A 15,070-nucleotide genomic window follows, 5' to 3' on the forward strand; every position below is an offset into this window, starting at 1 on the left:
GTAAGGGTGGGTCGGCCTAACCCAGTAGGCGGCGCTTCTGGGTTACGAACTCCAGTTCGGTCAGCAGACCTTTTTCACGCAGCGCGGCCAGGCGCTGCAGTTGTTCGAGCAGCTCGTCGTGAACGGGCGCCTGGGTTTCGAGGGGCGGCATATCGGTGGCTGCAATGGGATCGTCGGTTGCGGGCGGGGCCGCAGGTGCGGTGGCCGTAGCCAGGCGGAAGTTTTGCCGCGCGAAGTCCGGAAAGGCCCGCTGCACGCGCAGGTAGGCCAGGCTGTCGTGGGTGCGGATCCGCTCGAAGTCGTCGAAGCCGAGGGCTACGGCGCGGTCCAGGTGGTAAAAAGCGCGGTCAGCTTCCTCTTCCACCGAATAGGCGCAGGCGATATTGAAGTGAGAGGCTACGTCGCGGGGGTTCTTCTCCAGGGCGCGTTGGAACGAGGCGATGGCCTCTTCGTATTCGTACTCGCGGAAGTAGCGTACGCCACGTTCCCGGTCTGCCCGTCCGATGTCGCGCCGGCTGGTCTGGCTTTCGCTAGCTTTTTCGCTGCTCGTGCTGCGCTGGTTGTAGCGTTCCTTGTCGCGGCGTTCGCGTTCCTTTTCACGCTCGGCCCGCTGCCGCTGCCGTTCCTGAAAGCGGCGTTCGCGATCGTTCATGATGGTTCTCTTTTGCACTTGTCCGTTGCCGGTCTGCGCCTGACCGTAGCCCGCCGCGGTCTGGGTCACCGGTTGATTATACTTCAGGTCGAACTCTCGGGGGTCCATCGAAAGGTAAGCGATCGCATCTACAATGCCGAACACCAGGGCCAGAGACAGCAGCATAACGGTGAAGGGGCTCGGACCGGCCGACAGGGCCAGCACGAAAAAGAACAGGTGGGCCATGCCCATACCTTTCTGCCCGAGGTAGAAGCGCTGGAGGCCGACGATGCCTCCGAAAAACGCCAGGATTGCCGCGATCGTCTTGTCTCTCATCTCACTAACGGGAACGGATGCGGGCCGCATTTCGTTCTTCGCTACGGGACATTTCCGCCCCCGTGTCGGCCCTTAGTCGCCAAAGATCCGGCAGGTCAGAATCGTCAGGTCATCGGGGTAGGCTTCTCCCTGGCGAAACTCCTCCAGCTTATCCAGCAGATTCGCGTTGAAGGAGCTGGCCGATCGCGAGTGTTGTCGGCGCGCAAACTGGTGCAGGATCTCCTCTTCGAAGGTTTCGCCGGCGGTGCTCTGCAGGTCGGTCAGCCCGTCGGTATAGGTCACGATCAGCGCCTGGGGGGGCAGGCTTACTTCACCCACCTCGAGTACCGGCAGTCGGTCGATGGAACCCAGTACGGTAGTGCCCTTATCCAGGAGTTGAAAGGTGTTCTCGCCCACCAGCACGGCGGGTGGGTGGCCGGCGTTGACATAGCGCAGCAGGTGAGATTCGCGGTCGTACTCCGCCACGAAGAAGGTCACGAAGCGCTCGCCATCCGTGATGCGGTACACGCTTTCGTTGATCTCGGTGACGAACTCGTGCAGGTTGCCGCGCTTGCGGATCAGGGTATGGAAATTAGCCTGGAAGTTGGCCATCAGCAGGGCTGCGCTCACCCCCTTGCCCGTGAAGTCACCGATACAGAAGACCAGCTTGCCGTCCACGAACTCCCGGTAGTCGAAGTAGTCGCCGCCTACCCCCAGCTTGGGTCGGTAGATAGCACTGAGCTCGTAAAAATCATTGACGGGCAGCTCCTTGGGGATCAGCATAGCCTGCACCTTGGCGCCCAGGTCCAGGTCAGCCTCCAGTCGCTCCTGCTCGATCTGCCGCCGGAACAGCCGTTTGTTCTCGATGGCTACGGCGATCACGTTACTGATCGTCGTGATGATCTGTACCCGCTCAAACATATTATCCTCATCCTCAAACGAGCCGATGAAGATATAGGCGATGGGCCGCTCTTTGTGCAGCACCGGCACCACGTGCTCGAAGTGGGAGAACAGCGGGTGGTCGTAGCGATCGATCAGGCCCGGCCGCTTGATCTCCGCCAGGTCCGTACTGTAATCGATGGCCGTAGCGAGCTCCGCCTCATCCAGCCCGATGGAGGTAGCCAGCTGCCACTCGTCGTCGTGCTCGCTCTCGCGCACGATCAGGGCCATCTCGTTGACGCCCAGCTCGCTGCGTAGGAACGCCCGGTACATCTGGAAGAGATCGTCGGCCGCCACATTATTATTGATCGCCTGGGTCATCTGCAGCAAGCGTCGTACTTGCAGTTGGCGCAGGTGCAATTCGCGCTCCAGGCGATTGATGCGGGGCATGGGCTTCGGCATGGGGTAAAGGTAGATCGCCTTCGCTCATTAGACGCTACGCTGGTTAGATCGCCTTCGGGGGTAGATCGCCTGTCGGCTTGGTAGATCGCCTTCGGCTCGGTAGACGCTTCGCTGGTTAGACCCCTTCGGGGGTAGATCGCCTGTCGGCTCGGTAGATCGCCTTCGGCTTGGTAGACGCTACGCTGGTTAGACCCCTTTGGGGGTAGATCGCCTGTCGGCTCGGTAGACCGCTGTCGCGGGTAGCTGCCGCGCGGGTCAGGCCATCTACCCCGAAGGGTCTACGCGCGAAGCGGTCTACTCCCGAAGGGTCTACCGCACAGCATCTAACCAACGAAGTGTCTAACTAGCGTAGCGTCTAACCAGCCGAAGGCGTCTAACCAGCGAAGCGTCTACCGAGCCGAAGGCGCCCTACTCTAAAACCTGAAGAAGCGCATCAATGCGTCGCTGCTGCTCCGGACTATCGAGGGCACGCAGTACCTGTACCTTTTCCGAGGCGGTCATGTGGAGGGAGACGGAGGTGCGGCGGGGGTCGGACTCGTTGGGCTGGTAGTTGAAGCGGAACAAATGGAAGCGGTCGGGGCCAAGGCTGCGGTAGAGGCCGGCAAGCAGCTCTTCCTGATCCAGGATCTGGAGGCTGAGGATGTTGCCGGCTACGCCGAGGGGGCTGAGCAGACCGGAGATGACGCCGCGGTGGCCGTCGTCCGGGATGCCCTGCTCGCGGAAGGCGCTGAGCTGGACCAGGACGACGCCGGAGGTATTGCGGTCGATCCAGGATTGGAAGACGTGGACGAAGCGGGCGGCGGAGGCGATGCCGTAGTTGTCGCGGTAGCCGGCGTCCATCAGGCGGATGCCCGGCTCGGTGGGCAGACTCACCTGGGGCAGCACGTAGGGGTAGGAGGCGTTGGCCCGCAGGGCACTGCTGAGGCGGAGACTATCGGCATCCTGGGCGTGGAGCAGGCGGCGGAAATCGACCATGTCCAATTCCAAAGGCACTTGTCGGCCGGCGCTGACGGGCGGGGTCATCATGTAGCTGACGCCCTGGGGGGAGATGACCATGCGGCGGCCATCTTCTACCACGCTAGGAGTAACAAAAAGCATCGGCACCTGCGCGGAGCGTTCGACCTCCCGGTAGGCGCTGAGCGGGCGGTTGAGCAGGTTGTCAGTAGCCAGGTTGTAGGCCCGCTCGAAGGCGTAGCCGCGGTCGCGGCGGTACGAGCGGCCGCCGATGCGTACCCGGCGGAAGGGCAGGAAGATGTCGTTGCTGACGATGGAAAAGGCCACGGGATTGAGCAGGTCGTCACTCACCCGGGCCAGGTGCTCGGTGCCCTCGAAGGGGAAGGTGCTTTGCTCCAGGTAGGCTTCGCGGAGGTAGGCCAGGCCCAGTAGTCCGCCACTGGCACCGGTGATAAGGGCGGTAGATTCCAGCAGGCGGCCCTCGCTGCAGGCCTCGATGGACTGGGCAACGTGGGTAGCCCAGAGGGAAGCGGTGAGCCCGCCGCCGCTGGCGCAGAGGATGACCAGCTTGGGTCGGTCGGTGGGTTGCTTGGCCTTCCAGCGGTCGAGAATAGCTTCGGTGGCGCGAATATCCTGGCGGCGGGCGGCGGGTGCGTAGAACTGCTGGAGGGAATCGAGGGAATACTCGGCCCGCATCGTATAGTCCAGCCCGTAGGCCTGGTTACCGTGGTCGAAGAAGGGGGTGCTGGTGAGCCAGTTGATGAGTAGTAGCAGGAGGATCAGCAGGGTCACCCGCCACTCCGAAAACCAGTAGCTGACCGCACCGATGATGGATACGAACAGACTGAACAGAATAAGAAAGCTGGCCCCCGCCGGGATCTGGAAGGTGGGCTGCTCGATCAGCAGGCCCAGGGCAATGAGTACGCCGATCGTGACAAATTGCAGGACCAGCGCGTTGACGTGGTTCTGCCGGAAAATGTTGCGCAGCAGATCAGTCTCGTAGTGGGCTACCGATCGGACCCGCTTTATCCGCAGGCGACTGTTGAGGTAGAAGCGTACATGGAAGGGGTTGTCGTACAGATTGACCAGCTGCGGACCGAGGGCCGTGGCCCGGTACGGCCGGTAACCCAGCGCACCGCGCCGGCCCGGTCCGCGGTGGGGCGGTGCTTCGCGGCTACCGGTGTAGTAGGTAATGTCGCGGTTCGTAAGGTTGAAGTAGATCGAGTAGATGAACAGACTAAGCACCAAGCCGATGAGCAGGCCCGTCAGGCTTTGCACGCCCAGTAGGACCGGCACCTGCGCGCCCGGCCCCGTGGTGTAGTGAAAGCGAAAGAGCAGCACGCAGTACGTAAGCAGCACCCCCAGGGGCAGCAGCGCGTTGTTGATACAGTACTTGAAGAAGGGCCGCGACAGACTGGCCAGGAAATTGAAGTAGCCCCCCAGCAGGAGGTAGGTACTCAGGTTCCAGCTCATGGTGAAAAAGCCGAAGGCCAGACCCACAATGAGAAAGGCGAAGTAACCGGTCTCGCCCAGGTACTCGGGGTCGAGGAAGAGGTACTGCAGGCCCAGTTGGGCGCCTAGTCCGCCGCTGATCATGAGCAACAGCAGCAGCCACATGCCCAGCAACAGGAAATTGGTCCGCAGGTGCAGCAGCAGGAGCTGTACGGGAAAGGAACGGTGCAGGTGCTGCAATACCTCGGGCATATCGCCCCAAAATAAGGCTATCTTTGCCGCCCTTTATGACAAAACGCCTCGCCACCAAGCTTACCCCCCAGGGGGAGCGTATTCTCCGCTCGGGCCATCCCTGGTTGTTCGACGGCTCCGTGGACTCCGTGAAGGGCGACGGCCAGGCCGGCGACCTGGCCATCGTCTTTGACCGCAAGCGGGATAAATTCATCGGCGTAGGCCTGTACGACCCCGATGCACCCATCCGCATCCGCGTGCTGCACCAGGGGGAGTCGGTACGTATCGACGAAGCCTTCTTCGCCGGCCGCATCGAGAAGGCGCGTAAGCTGCGGGCACCCCTATTCAAAAAGAACACGACGGGCTACCGGCTGATCCACGGCGAGAACGACCGGCTGCCGGGACTGATCGTAGACATATACGCCGGCGTAGCGGTGGTGAAGCTGTACAGTCCCGTCTGGTTTCCGTACCTGGATATGCTGCTGCCCCACCTACAGCGGGCGGCTAAGGCTGACACGGTCGTGCTGCGGCTGGCCCGGGTGGTAGATGCTCGGCCCGGTCTGTCCGACGGCACCGTCCTGATCGGCGAGCTCCCAAACCCGGAGATAACCTTCAAGGAGCACAATGTCAACTTCCTGGCTAACGTGGTCAGTGGACATAAGACCGGCTTCTTCCTCGACCACCGCCACAACCGCCGTAGGGTAGGTAAGCTGGCCAAGGCGCAGGATGTACTGGACGTATTCAGCTACAACGGCGGCTTCAGCGTACACGCTCTGCAGGGCGGGGCCTACCGGGTGCTGAGCCTGGACATTAGCGGTCCGGCCCTGGCCACGGCACAGCGCAACGTAGCGCTCAACTTCGGCGAGGATCCCCGCCATGAGATCCTGGAGGGCGATGCCTTTAAGGAACTGGAGCAGCTGGCTAAGCAGGGCGAGGAATTCGGTATTGTAGTGGTTGATCCTCCGAGCTTCGCTAAGCGGGAAAGGGAGATCCCCGGTGCTCTGGATGCCTACCGCCGCATCAATACCCTGGCCGTGCCCCTGGTCAAGCCCGGCGGTCTGCTGCTAGCCTGCTCCTGCTCGGCCCGCGTGAGTGCGGCGGACTTCTTCAGTACCGTAGAAAAGGTGATGAAGCGCAGCGGCCGCAGCTACGAGCTGGTGGAACAGACCTTCCACGACATCGACCACCCCATCGGCTTTCCGGAAGGGGGCTACCTCAAGTCGGTGTATTACCGGGTGGACTAGAAACCAGCCGCGAACCGATTACGTACTATAGAACGACTGCCGATCCACGCCCCCTATGCGCCTCCACCTCATCATCCCCGTCGTCAACGAACGGGAGAACCTCGTACAGCTGCTCCCGTACCTGGCCGGCGAGCTGGCCGGACGGGGCACCATCACCGTGGCCGACGGCGGCAGTACGGACGGCACGGCGGAGATGCTGGATGCCCTGACTAAGCAGGACGTACAGTACCTGAGATGCAGTAAACGGGGCCGCGCCCCCCAGATGAACGAGGCCGCCGCGCTGCAGCCCGAGCGGTACGACGTGCTGTACTTCATGCACGCCGATACGCGTCCGCCCCACGGCTTCTACGATGATATCAAGCGCAGTGTAGACGAGGGCTACCCTGTGGGCTGCTACCGCTTCCGTTTCGACTCGGATAGTCCGCTGCTGGCCATCAACGCCTTCTTTACCCGCATTCCACGGGCGCTTTCCTGCCGGGGGGGCGATCAGTCGCTGTTCCTGACCAGCGCGGCCTGGCGGGAACTGGGTGGCTTCGACGGCTCGATGCAGATCATGGAGGACTACGACATCATCGAGCGCATCTGGGCGCGGGAGATCCCCTTTCGCGTCATTCCGCGCTCCATCACGGTGTCAGCCCGCAAGTACCGGGCCAACAGCTGGCTACGGGTTCAGCTGGCCAACTGGAAGGTATTCCGCATGTACAAGGCCGGGGCGCCGGAGCAGGAGATGATCAGTCTGTACCGCCGCCGCCTGCGGCCCTGGTAGGCGGCTACTCCCGCATCAACCGCTTACGATCCAGTCCCGCCGATAGCGCTTCACCGAAGGCATTGGGGCCCATGGAGGGCTGACCGTGCAGCGGAAACACCGCCTTGACCCCCGCCGCCGGAATACCCTGCCAGCCTACCGTGTTGAGTGCCCAGTCTGCATCACTGATGGGGGCGTGGGTGAAGAGCTGGGTGGGCTTCTCGTAATTGTTGCCCACGATGATATCACCGGTAAAGAGGTAGCCCGTAGGCAGGTGCAGATAGGCCGTAGAGCCGGGGGTGTGGCCGGGCACGTGGTGGTAGGCCATGCTGAGGTCTTCCAGGATGTGGGTGTTGGTCTCCAGGGGGTGCAGGCCATCGCGGTTCATCGTATCGAAGCTGTGGATCAGTACGGGCGCGCCACCGAGCCAGTCGGATAGCTCACCAGGACTGCCAAAGGCCTGGCTGACCAGGTCCCCGTGGGTGAGTAGCAGGGCCGCGGGGGTGCGGCCGGCGAGGTAGTGGTCCACGGCATCGCGGGTCACGTCGTGCACCGCATCGATGAGGATCACCCGCTCGTCGTGGCTCAGGGCGTAGGACTGTCCGTGACGGAAGCGCTGCTTAGGCACCCGGAACGCGGTAAGCCGCTCGTCGATGGCTACGGCCTGGCCCGGACGGGCGGCACGCATACTGGCAATAAAGCTGGGGAGAATGGTGGCCATAGTGAATATCGGTAAAACGCTGCCTCCGGCAGCGACAGTAAAATGCTGCCTCCGGCAGCGATAGTAAAATGCTGCCTCCGGCAGCGACAGTAAAACGCTGCCTCCGGCAGCGATAGTAAGATGCTGCCTCCGGCAGCGAGCACCCATAAAAATAGTCCCATCAGACAGATGTTCGTACCACGTAAGACTACCACAAAGAACCCCCAACGACAGCTCAAATCTCACCGCATCTTCCCCCGTTCACCGCACCGGCGACCGCGCCCGATATACCCCCTCCGAAGGCCCGAAAATGCTAGGAAAGCTGGCATAATTTTTGTACCTTCGTAGCTATGACAAAGAACAACGAGCTGAACCCGAAAGCGGGTTATGACGCTGGCAATATTACCGCACTGGAGGGGCTGGAAGCGGTACGCAAACGGCCCGGTATGTACATCGGGGGCACCGATACGCGGGGGCTGCATCACCTGGTCTGGGAAGTGGTCGACAACTCGATCGACGAGCACCTGGCGGGCTACTGCAGCCGTATTGACATGACGATCCACGAGGACAACTCGATCACTACCGTAGACGACGGCCGGGGCATCCCGGTGGGCATGCACCAGAAGCTGCAAAAGTCTGCCCTGGAGGTGGTCATGACCGTGCTGCACGCGGGGGGTAAATTCGATAAGGATACGTACAAGGTGTCGGGCGGTCTGCACGGCGTAGGCGTCTCGTGTGTGAACGCATTGAGCAGCCACCTGCGCGCTACCGTACACCGCGACGGCAAGGTGTATCAGCAGGACTACAGCGAGGGTATCCCGCAGAACAAGGTCCACGAAGTAGGTACCACCGACCATACGGGTACCACGATCATGTTCAAGCCGGACGCTACGATCTTTGAGTCTACCGTCTATAAGTTCGAAACCCTGGCCAGCCGCATGCAGGAGCTGGCGTTCCTGAACAGCGGACTGCACCTGAGCCTGACCGACGAGCGGCAGACCGACGATGAGGGCAAGTTCGTCCGCAAGGACTACTTCAGCGAGGGCGGACTGGCCGAGATGGTCAAGTACCTCGACGAGGGCAAGCAGGACCTGCTCGAGGAGGCCATCTACGTGAAGTCAAAGGAAGACAACGTGGAGGTAGAGGTCGCCATGCAGTACAACACGACCTACCAGGAGAACATCTACTCCTTCGTCAATAACATCAAGACCCGCGAGGGCGGTACCCACGTCAACGGATTCCGCCGCGCGGTCAACCGCCTGTTCACCAAGTACGGCGACGAGAACGGCCTGTTCAAGAAGCTCAAGTTCAAGGTGAGCGGGGAGGACTTCCGCGAGGGGCTCACTGCCGTGATCTCGGTCAAGGTGCCCGAACCGCAGTTCAAGGGGCAGACCAAGGGGGAGCTCGGCAACAGCGAGGTGACCGGTATCGTGAGCCGCGCCGTCGGCGAGAGCGTAGGTCACTGGCTGGAGGAGAACCCCATCCAGGCCAAGCGCATCATCGACAAGGTGATCATCGCCGCCACGGCCCGCCACGCCGCCCGCAAGGCCCGCGAGATGGTGCAGCGCAAGAACGTGCTGACCGGCACCGGACTGCCCGGTAAGCTGGCCGACTGCGCCAACAAGGACCCCGAGAGCTCGGAGATCTTCCTGGTCGAGGGTGACTCGGCCGGTGGTACGGCCAAGATGGGCCGCAGCCGCGCCTTCCAGGCCATCCTGCCGCTGCGCGGTAAGATCCTCAACGTAGAGAAGGCCATGGAGCACAAGATCTACGAGAATGAGGAGATCAAGAACATGTTTACCGCCCTGGGCGTGAGCATCGTGGAGGGGGAGCACGGCGAGCGGATCCTGAACCTGGATAAGCTGCGCTACCACAAGATCATCATCATGTGTGACGCCGATATCGACGGTAGCCACATCGTGACGCTGATCCTGACCTTCTTCTTCCGCTACATGCACGCCCTGGTCGCCGGGGGGTACATCTACATCGCCCAGCCGCCACTGTACCGCGTGAGCCGCGCCAAGCAGTTCCAGTACTGCTGGAACGAGGAGGAGCGCCGCGAGGCCATCGCCCGCTTCAGCCGCCACGAGAACGACGGCTCGGTCAAGGTGCAGCGCTACAAGGGACTCGGTGAGATGAACGAGAACCAGCTCTGGGAAACCACCATGGACCCCGACACCCGCATGCTGCAGCAGGTCGCCATCGAGGAGAGCTCGGAGGCCGACCGCGTATTCAGCATGCTGATGGGCGACGAGGTGCCCCCCCGCCGCGCCTTCATCGAGGCTAATGCCAAGTACGCCAAAGTAGACGTCTAGGACCCCGCCATGTCCCACCGCCTATTCTCCGCCGAACGGCTAAAGTCCCGCAAGGAGATCGGGCGGCTCTTCGCCTCCGGTGCCCGGACGGCCTCGGCCTATCCCGTCCGTATACTATACCGTCAGATGGAGCAGCAGCGGGGTCCGCACCCCGTGCAGGTCACCTTCGTAGTGCCCAAGAAGCGCTTCAAACGGGCCGTGGACCGCAACCTGCTCAAGCGCCGGATGCGCGAAGCCTACCGGCTGCACAAGACGATCGGGGAGCGGACGCAGGTGCAGGCCGACGCGTCCGATACGCCGCACCAACTGGCGCTGCTATTCATGTACACCGGTAAGGAAATCCTCCCCTACGCTTCCATTGAGAAGTCAGTGAAAAAGCTGCTGGGCAGGTTGCAGTACTAGCCCCGGGCCGAAGAGGCTGTTTCTACCGCGCGCCAGACCCGCAGCACATTGTCGGAGCAGATCTTGCGGATGTCCTCGTCGGAGTAGCCGCGCTTGAGCAGGGTGTAGATCAGGTTGGGGTAGTCGGCTACGTCCTTGAGGCCGGTGGGCAGACTGTCGCCTACGCCGTCGAAGTCGGAGCCCAGTCCTACGTGGTCGATCCCCGCCAGTTCTACGACGCGGTCGATGTGGTCGGCGACCATCTCTACGTCGGAGTACAGGGTGGGGTTGGCCTGCTCGAAGCTGTCGACCAGCGACTGCGCCGCGTCGTCCGTGTACTCCATGCCGGCATCGACCAGTTGCGCGCTGAGCACTTCGCGCAGGCTATCCTGCCGCTCGCGCAGGGCGCCGTCGAGGAAGGTAGAGCCGAAGTTGATCTGGATCACGCCATCGTTCTCTCCTAGCCGCTCGATCATCTCGTCGCTCATGTTGCGCTGGAAGTCGGGCGTGAAGTAGCGGACCGAGGAGTGGCTGGCGATCACCGGCACGTCCGTCACTTCCATCACGTCCCAGAAGGCCGAGTCGCTGATGTGGCTCACGTCGACCATGATGCCTACGCGGTTCATCTCGCGCACGACCTCCTCGCCGAAGGAACTGAGTCCGCCGTGCGTATTCAGGGTATCGTAGCTGCTATCGGAGATCAGGTTGTCCGTAGCGTGGGTCAGCGTGATGTAGCGGATGCCCTTTGCGTGGTAGTCCTGCACGCGGGCGAGTTGGTCCTCGATCGGTGCGCCGTTTTCCATGCCCAGCGGCAGACTCATCACGCCCTCGCGGAAGTTGCGCTCCAGGTCGTCCGGGCTCAGCGCGATGCGGAACTTATCGGGGTGGGCCGCGGCGATCCCCTTGACCATCTCGATCAGGCTATCGGCCAGCAGTGGGGCCTGGCCGGGCTCGTCCTGCAGGCGGCTGGGGATGTAGATAGACATGAAGGGGGCATCCAGTCCGCCCTCTACGGCCCGTACGTAGTCGAAGTCGCCCTCATCGGTCTCGATGGGGATGCCCAGCATCTCGCGTTCCAGCCGGAAGTTATTCACCTTCAGGCGGTAGGGCAGGTCGACGTGGCCATCGATGATCAGGTAGGCGTGGGCCAGGCTGTCGGCGTGGGCGCGTAGTTCTACGTCGGAGCGCTCCGGGGCGGGGCCGCCGGTGCCGGAGTTTCCACAGGAGAGCAGTGCGCTGAACGCAAGGACGGGGAGGAGGTAGCGGAGCATCTGGCGGGTAGTTGAGGTTGTAAACATAGGTACTATTGGTTTTCTATTTCTGTAGGTCTTGGGGATACCTCTCCTCTGGGCCTAGGGATACCTCTCCCCCAAGCCCTGGGATTCCTCTCCCCCAAGCCCTGGGATACCTCTCCCCCGGCCCCTCTCCGGGGGAGAGGGGGAACGTCTCAGGTTTCTGGCTTCTTTGCGGTCTGCGCGCCTCAGCGTTCTTCGCGGTTCATGCGTCGTTGCCCGTGGACTATATTGCGATATGCTACTACGACTGACCTCGCTCTTCCTGTTTTTCCTCTGCACCTGCGGCCCCGCCCACGCCCAGACGCTGATGGGGTTCACTCCGGAGGGTAGCGCGGAGCAGCGCCGTATTGAGGCCGAGCTAGATAGCCTCGTGGAGCCCGAAAATCTCGACGAGTGGATGCAGTACATGACCGCCCGGCCCCACCACGTGGGATCGCCCTACGACAAGCAGGTGGTGGACTATATGGCGGAGAAGTTTCGCAGCTGGGGGTATGCGGTGGAGGTGGAGCGCTTCGATGTGCTGTTCCCTACGCCGAAACTGCGCAAGCTGGAGCTGCTCGGGGATAGTCCCTATACTGCCATGCTGCAGGAGCCGCCCGTGGAGGGTGACCCCAGTACCGAGCAGACCGAGGAGGCCCTGCCGCCCTACAACGCCTTCAGTATCGACGGCGACGTGACCGCCGAGCTGGTGTTTGTCAACTACGGGGTGCCGGCCGACTACGAGGAGCTCGACAAGCGGGGCATCAGCGTGGAGGGCAAGATCGTCATCGCCAAATACCAGGGCAGCTGGCGGGGCATCAAGCCGAAGGTGGCCGCCGAGCACGGGGCCATCGGCTGTATCCTGTACTCCGACCCCGAGGACGATGGCTACTACCAGGGCGAGACCTATCCCGACGGTGCCTTCAAGAACGAATATGGCGTGCAGCGCGGCGCGGTCATGGACCTGCCCGCCCAGCCGGGTGACCCCCTCACCCCTGGTTACGGAGCTACGGAAGACGCCGAGCGGCTGGACCGCAGCGAGGTGGAGGGCTTCACCAAGATTCCCGTACTGCCGATCTCTTACCACGATGCGCTGCCGTTCCTGCGGGCGCTGACCGGACCGGTGGCACCCGCTAGCTGGCGGGGGGCGCTGCCGATCACGTACCGGATCGGTCCCGGTCCGGCCGAAGTGCACCTACAGGTAGAGTTCAATTGGGAGCTGGCACCGGCCTATGACGTGATCGCTACGCTGCCGGGGAGCGAGTACCCCGACGAGTGGATCCTGCGCGGCAACCACCACGATGCCTGGGTGCACGGTGCGAACGACCCGGTCAGTGGCATGGTCGCCGTGATGGAAGAGGCCCGCGTAGTGAGCGAGCTGGTCAAGACGGGCTGGCGGCCCAAGCGCACCATCAAGTACTGCGCCTGGGGGGCGGAGGAGCCGGGGCTGCTGGGAAGCACCGAATGGGTCGAGACCCACGCTGACGAGCTGCGGGAAAAGGCCGTGGCGTACATCAATACGGACGGGACGGGGCGTGGCTTCTTATCGGCCGGTGGCTCCCATACCCTGGAGGAGTTTTTTGGGGAGATCACGGGGGATGTGATGGACCCGCAAACGGGGGTCAGCGTACTGAAGCGGGCACAGGCGGCGCAGGCCGTGCACGACGGGAAGGACTCAGACCACTTCGTGCTGTCGGCCCTCGGCTCCGGCTCGGACTACTCGCCCTTCTTTCAGCACCTGGGTATTGCGTCGTTCAACCTGGGCTTCGGGGGGGAGAGCAGTGGGGGAGAGTACCATACGATGTACGACTCCTATGCCCATTACACTCGCTTCAAGGATCCAGGCTTCGTGTATGGCGCGGCGCTGGTGCAGGTGGCCGGTCGGACGACGCTGCGGCTAGCCGGTGCCGAGGTACTACCCTTCGAGTTCGGACGCTTTAGTACTACACTAGCGGGCTACGGGAAGGACGTCATGGAGCTGGCCGATAAGCTGCGCGAGCAGACCGCCCAAGAGAACAAGCTGATCGCGGACAGTTCGTACGTGTTGGCGGCTGATCCCAGTGAAGAGTTCGTCACGCCCTCCCCCAAGGCGGAGGTACCCTACCTGAACTTTGCGCCCCTGGAGAACGGTCTGCGGCAGATCGAAACGCTGGCCGGCAAGTACGATACGAAAGTAGCCCTGCAATTGCCGGAGGAACAGCGCGAGGCGCTCAACCAGCTCTTTCTGGACCTGGAGCGTCAGCTGACCCGGGAGGAGGGTTTGCCGCGGCGGCCCTGGTTTGTGCACCACGTCTACGCACCGGGCTACTATACGGGCTACGGGGTTAAGACCCTGCCCGGGGTGCGCGAGGCGATCGAGGAGCGCAACTTCCCCGAGGCCCAGCAGCAGATCGACCGGCTCGGGGAGGTACTGGACGCTTACGCCGGTCACATGCAGCGCATCCTCGACCTGACGACGGCTAGTCGCTAGCCAACTATCTTCGCCGGACCACCCTCCTTGCTCGTGAAGCCCCCCTGCCGGCATGCGTCTGATCCTCCTGCTCTTCTTCCTCCTCACCTGCACCTGCGTGCGCGCCCAACGGGTGCTGCTGTTTGAGCGGCTGACGAACTCGAAGAGCGAGCGGGTGTACGAGGGGGACCAGCTGCGGTTCCGCCTGCGGGGCGATAAGTTCTGGCAGGAGGGCTACATCCGCGAGATGCGGCCCGATATACAGGCGCTGGTCATCAACGACCGCTACGTGCTACTGGAGGAGATCGAGCTGGTGTACCGCGGCAGCACCGTAGCCACCAAATTGGGCTATGGCCTGGTGACCTTCGGGACTGCCTGGTCGCTGTTTGCCGCCGTGGGCTACGCCACCGATAAGGACCCCAGCACGAGCTACTCCACCGACGATGCCCTGGTAACGGCCACCTCCGTAGGCCTGGGTGCGCTGCTGATCAAGGTGCTGGGGACGCGCAAGTTTCGTCCGGGCAAGTATCGGCGGTTGCGGGTGGTGGATTTGAGTTTTTGAGGGGGGTATGATGCCTATACGGTGTCTGGAGCAAATGCTCCAAAGCTTACCGTCATTCCTGGGGAGCGGAATACTTGACTATGTCGATACCGATGCCGTTTGGGTCTTGTATGGCGAAGTGCCTGTCTCCCCAGGGCTCGTCCCTGATCGCTATCTTGATCTCAACGCCCTTAGACCGTAGCGCTTCGTAGAGGGGATCTACCTCGTCCATTTCGATAGTGAGGTACATGCCTTCGCCCCGGAAGGGCGCCCGGAATAAGGGCTGTTGCGTCGGATGGTCGGGAAGCAGGAAGGAAAGTTCAGCCTGTTTGTTGGGGGTGTGGAGCAGCAGGTAGAAGTCATTCTCAAAGGTGACGCCAAAGCCCAGGTACTCCGTGTAAAAGGCCTTGCTTTCCGCTAGCTTCTCGGTGATAATTCCTGCGTTGAGTTTCATGCATGGGATCTTTGTGTGTTTGGGAGGGCTATGAAGTTATTGG

The 15,070-nt window shown here is 62.3% G+C and carries 12 protein-coding genes; 6 read left to right on the top strand and 6 right to left on the bottom strand.

Annotation, left to right across the window (positions count from 1 at the left end; genetic code table 11):
- Positions 1-16: 16 nt before the first annotated feature.
- From MJQ68_RS01855 to MJQ68_RS01865, 3 genes are all read right to left on the bottom strand, one after another.
- On the bottom strand, positions 17-967 hold the full coding sequence (locus tag MJQ68_RS01855; RefSeq protein WP_238749275.1) for a TPR end-of-group domain-containing protein: 951 nt from the start codon (positions 965-967) through the stop codon (positions 17-19).
- A gap of 72 nt (positions 968-1,039) precedes the next feature.
- Complete coding sequence (locus MJQ68_RS01860) at positions 1,040-2,287, bottom strand: PP2C family protein-serine/threonine phosphatase (RefSeq protein WP_238749276.1); 1,248 nt, start codon at positions 2,285-2,287, stop codon at positions 1,040-1,042.
- Positions 2,288-2,695: 408 nt separating this feature from the next.
- Complete coding sequence (locus tag MJQ68_RS01865; protein ID WP_238749277.1) at positions 2,696-4,945, bottom strand: hypothetical protein; 2,250 nt, start codon at positions 4,943-4,945, stop codon at positions 2,696-2,698.
- Between the two features lie 35 nt (positions 4,946-4,980).
- Here MJQ68_RS01865 and MJQ68_RS01870 point away from each other — a divergent pair, with 35 nt between their 5' ends.
- On the top strand, positions 4,981-6,168 hold the full coding sequence (locus MJQ68_RS01870; protein WP_238749278.1) for a class I SAM-dependent rRNA methyltransferase: 1,188 nt from the start codon (positions 4,981-4,983) through the stop codon (positions 6,166-6,168).
- Between the two features lie 55 nt (positions 6,169-6,223).
- Positions 6,224-6,934: a TIGR04283 family arsenosugar biosynthesis glycosyltransferase gene (locus MJQ68_RS01875; protein ID WP_238749279.1), complete on the top strand. Its 711-nt coding sequence runs from the start codon at positions 6,224-6,226 to the stop codon at positions 6,932-6,934.
- Between the two features lie 4 nt (positions 6,935-6,938).
- On the opposite strand, the gene MJQ68_RS01880 is transcribed toward MJQ68_RS01875, so the two are convergent.
- The gene (locus MJQ68_RS01880; RefSeq protein ID WP_238749280.1) at positions 6,939-7,634 is read right to left on the bottom strand and encodes an MBL fold metallo-hydrolase; all 696 of its coding nucleotides are present in this window, start codon (positions 7,632-7,634) and stop codon (positions 6,939-6,941) included.
- 329 nt (positions 7,635-7,963) lie between these two features.
- Between MJQ68_RS01880 and gyrB the strand changes: the two genes are divergently transcribed.
- Positions 7,964-9,928, top strand: coding sequence for a DNA topoisomerase (ATP-hydrolyzing) subunit B (gyrB, locus tag MJQ68_RS01885; RefSeq protein ID WP_238749281.1), 1,965 nt, complete (start codon positions 7,964-7,966; stop codon positions 9,926-9,928).
- Positions 9,929-9,937: 9 nt separating this feature from the next.
- The gene (locus tag MJQ68_RS01890; protein WP_238749282.1) at positions 9,938-10,330 is read left to right on the top strand and encodes a ribonuclease P protein component; all 393 of its coding nucleotides are present in this window, start codon (positions 9,938-9,940) and stop codon (positions 10,328-10,330) included.
- Here the strand turns inward: MJQ68_RS01890 and MJQ68_RS01895 are convergent.
- Positions 10,327-11,607: a dipeptidase gene (locus tag MJQ68_RS01895; RefSeq protein ID WP_238749283.1), complete on the bottom strand. Its 1,281-nt coding sequence runs from the start codon at positions 11,605-11,607 to the stop codon at positions 10,327-10,329. The genes MJQ68_RS01890 and MJQ68_RS01895 overlap by 4 nt on opposite strands.
- Positions 11,608-11,839: 232 nt before the next feature.
- Between MJQ68_RS01895 and MJQ68_RS01900 the strand changes: the two genes are divergently transcribed.
- Positions 11,840-14,053 (top strand): M28 family peptidase, encoded by a 2,214-nt coding sequence (locus MJQ68_RS01900; protein ID WP_238749284.1) that lies wholly within the window; start codon positions 11,840-11,842, stop codon positions 14,051-14,053.
- Between the two features lie 52 nt (positions 14,054-14,105).
- A complete protein-coding gene (locus MJQ68_RS01905; RefSeq protein ID WP_238749285.1) occupies positions 14,106-14,594 on the top strand; it encodes a hypothetical protein in 489 nt (162 codons plus the stop codon).
- 52 nt (positions 14,595-14,646) lie between these two features.
- Here the strand turns inward: MJQ68_RS01905 and MJQ68_RS01910 are convergent, their stop codons facing one another.
- The gene (locus MJQ68_RS01910) at positions 14,647-15,027 is read right to left on the bottom strand and encodes a VOC family protein (protein ID WP_238749286.1); all 381 of its coding nucleotides are present in this window, start codon (positions 15,025-15,027) and stop codon (positions 14,647-14,649) included.
- Positions 15,028-15,070 lie beyond the last annotated feature (43 nt).

Origin of the sequence: Neolewinella maritima (assembly GCF_923081025.1) — a bacterium.
GTDB classification, from domain to species: domain Bacteria; phylum Bacteroidota; class Bacteroidia; order Chitinophagales; family Saprospiraceae; genus Neolewinella; species Neolewinella maritima.

Coding starts and splice junctions, on each gene's coding strand:
- MJQ68_RS01855 (WP_238749275.1), bottom strand. CDS start 967: ATGAGAGACAAGACGATCGCGGCAATCCTGGCGTTTTTCGGAGGCATC.
- MJQ68_RS01860 (WP_238749276.1), bottom strand. CDS start 2,287: ATGCCGAAGCCCATGCCCCGCATCAATCGCCTGGAGCGCGAATTGCAC.
- MJQ68_RS01865 (WP_238749277.1), bottom strand. CDS start 4,945: ATGCCCGAGGTATTGCAGCACCTGCACCGTTCCTTTCCCGTACAGCTC.
- MJQ68_RS01905 (WP_238749285.1), top strand. CDS start 14,106: ATGCGTCTGATCCTCCTGCTCTTCTTCCTCCTCACCTGCACCTGCGTG.
- MJQ68_RS01870 (WP_238749278.1), top strand. CDS start 4,981: ATGACAAAACGCCTCGCCACCAAGCTTACCCCCCAGGGGGAGCGTATT.
- MJQ68_RS01890 (WP_238749282.1), top strand. CDS start 9,938: ATGTCCCACCGCCTATTCTCCGCCGAACGGCTAAAGTCCCGCAAGGAG.
- MJQ68_RS01895 (WP_238749283.1), bottom strand. CDS start 11,607: ATGTTTACAACCTCAACTACCCGCCAGATGCTCCGCTACCTCCTCCCC.
- MJQ68_RS01880 (WP_238749280.1), bottom strand. CDS start 7,634: ATGGCCACCATTCTCCCCAGCTTTATTGCCAGTATGCGTGCCGCCCGT.
- gyrB (WP_238749281.1), top strand. CDS start 7,964: ATGACAAAGAACAACGAGCTGAACCCGAAAGCGGGTTATGACGCTGGC.
- MJQ68_RS01875 (WP_238749279.1), top strand. CDS start 6,224: ATGCGCCTCCACCTCATCATCCCCGTCGTCAACGAACGGGAGAACCTC.
- MJQ68_RS01900 (WP_238749284.1), top strand. CDS start 11,840: ATGCTACTACGACTGACCTCGCTCTTCCTGTTTTTCCTCTGCACCTGC.
- MJQ68_RS01910 (WP_238749286.1), bottom strand. CDS start 15,027: ATGAAACTCAACGCAGGAATTATCACCGAGAAGCTAGCGGAAAGCAAG.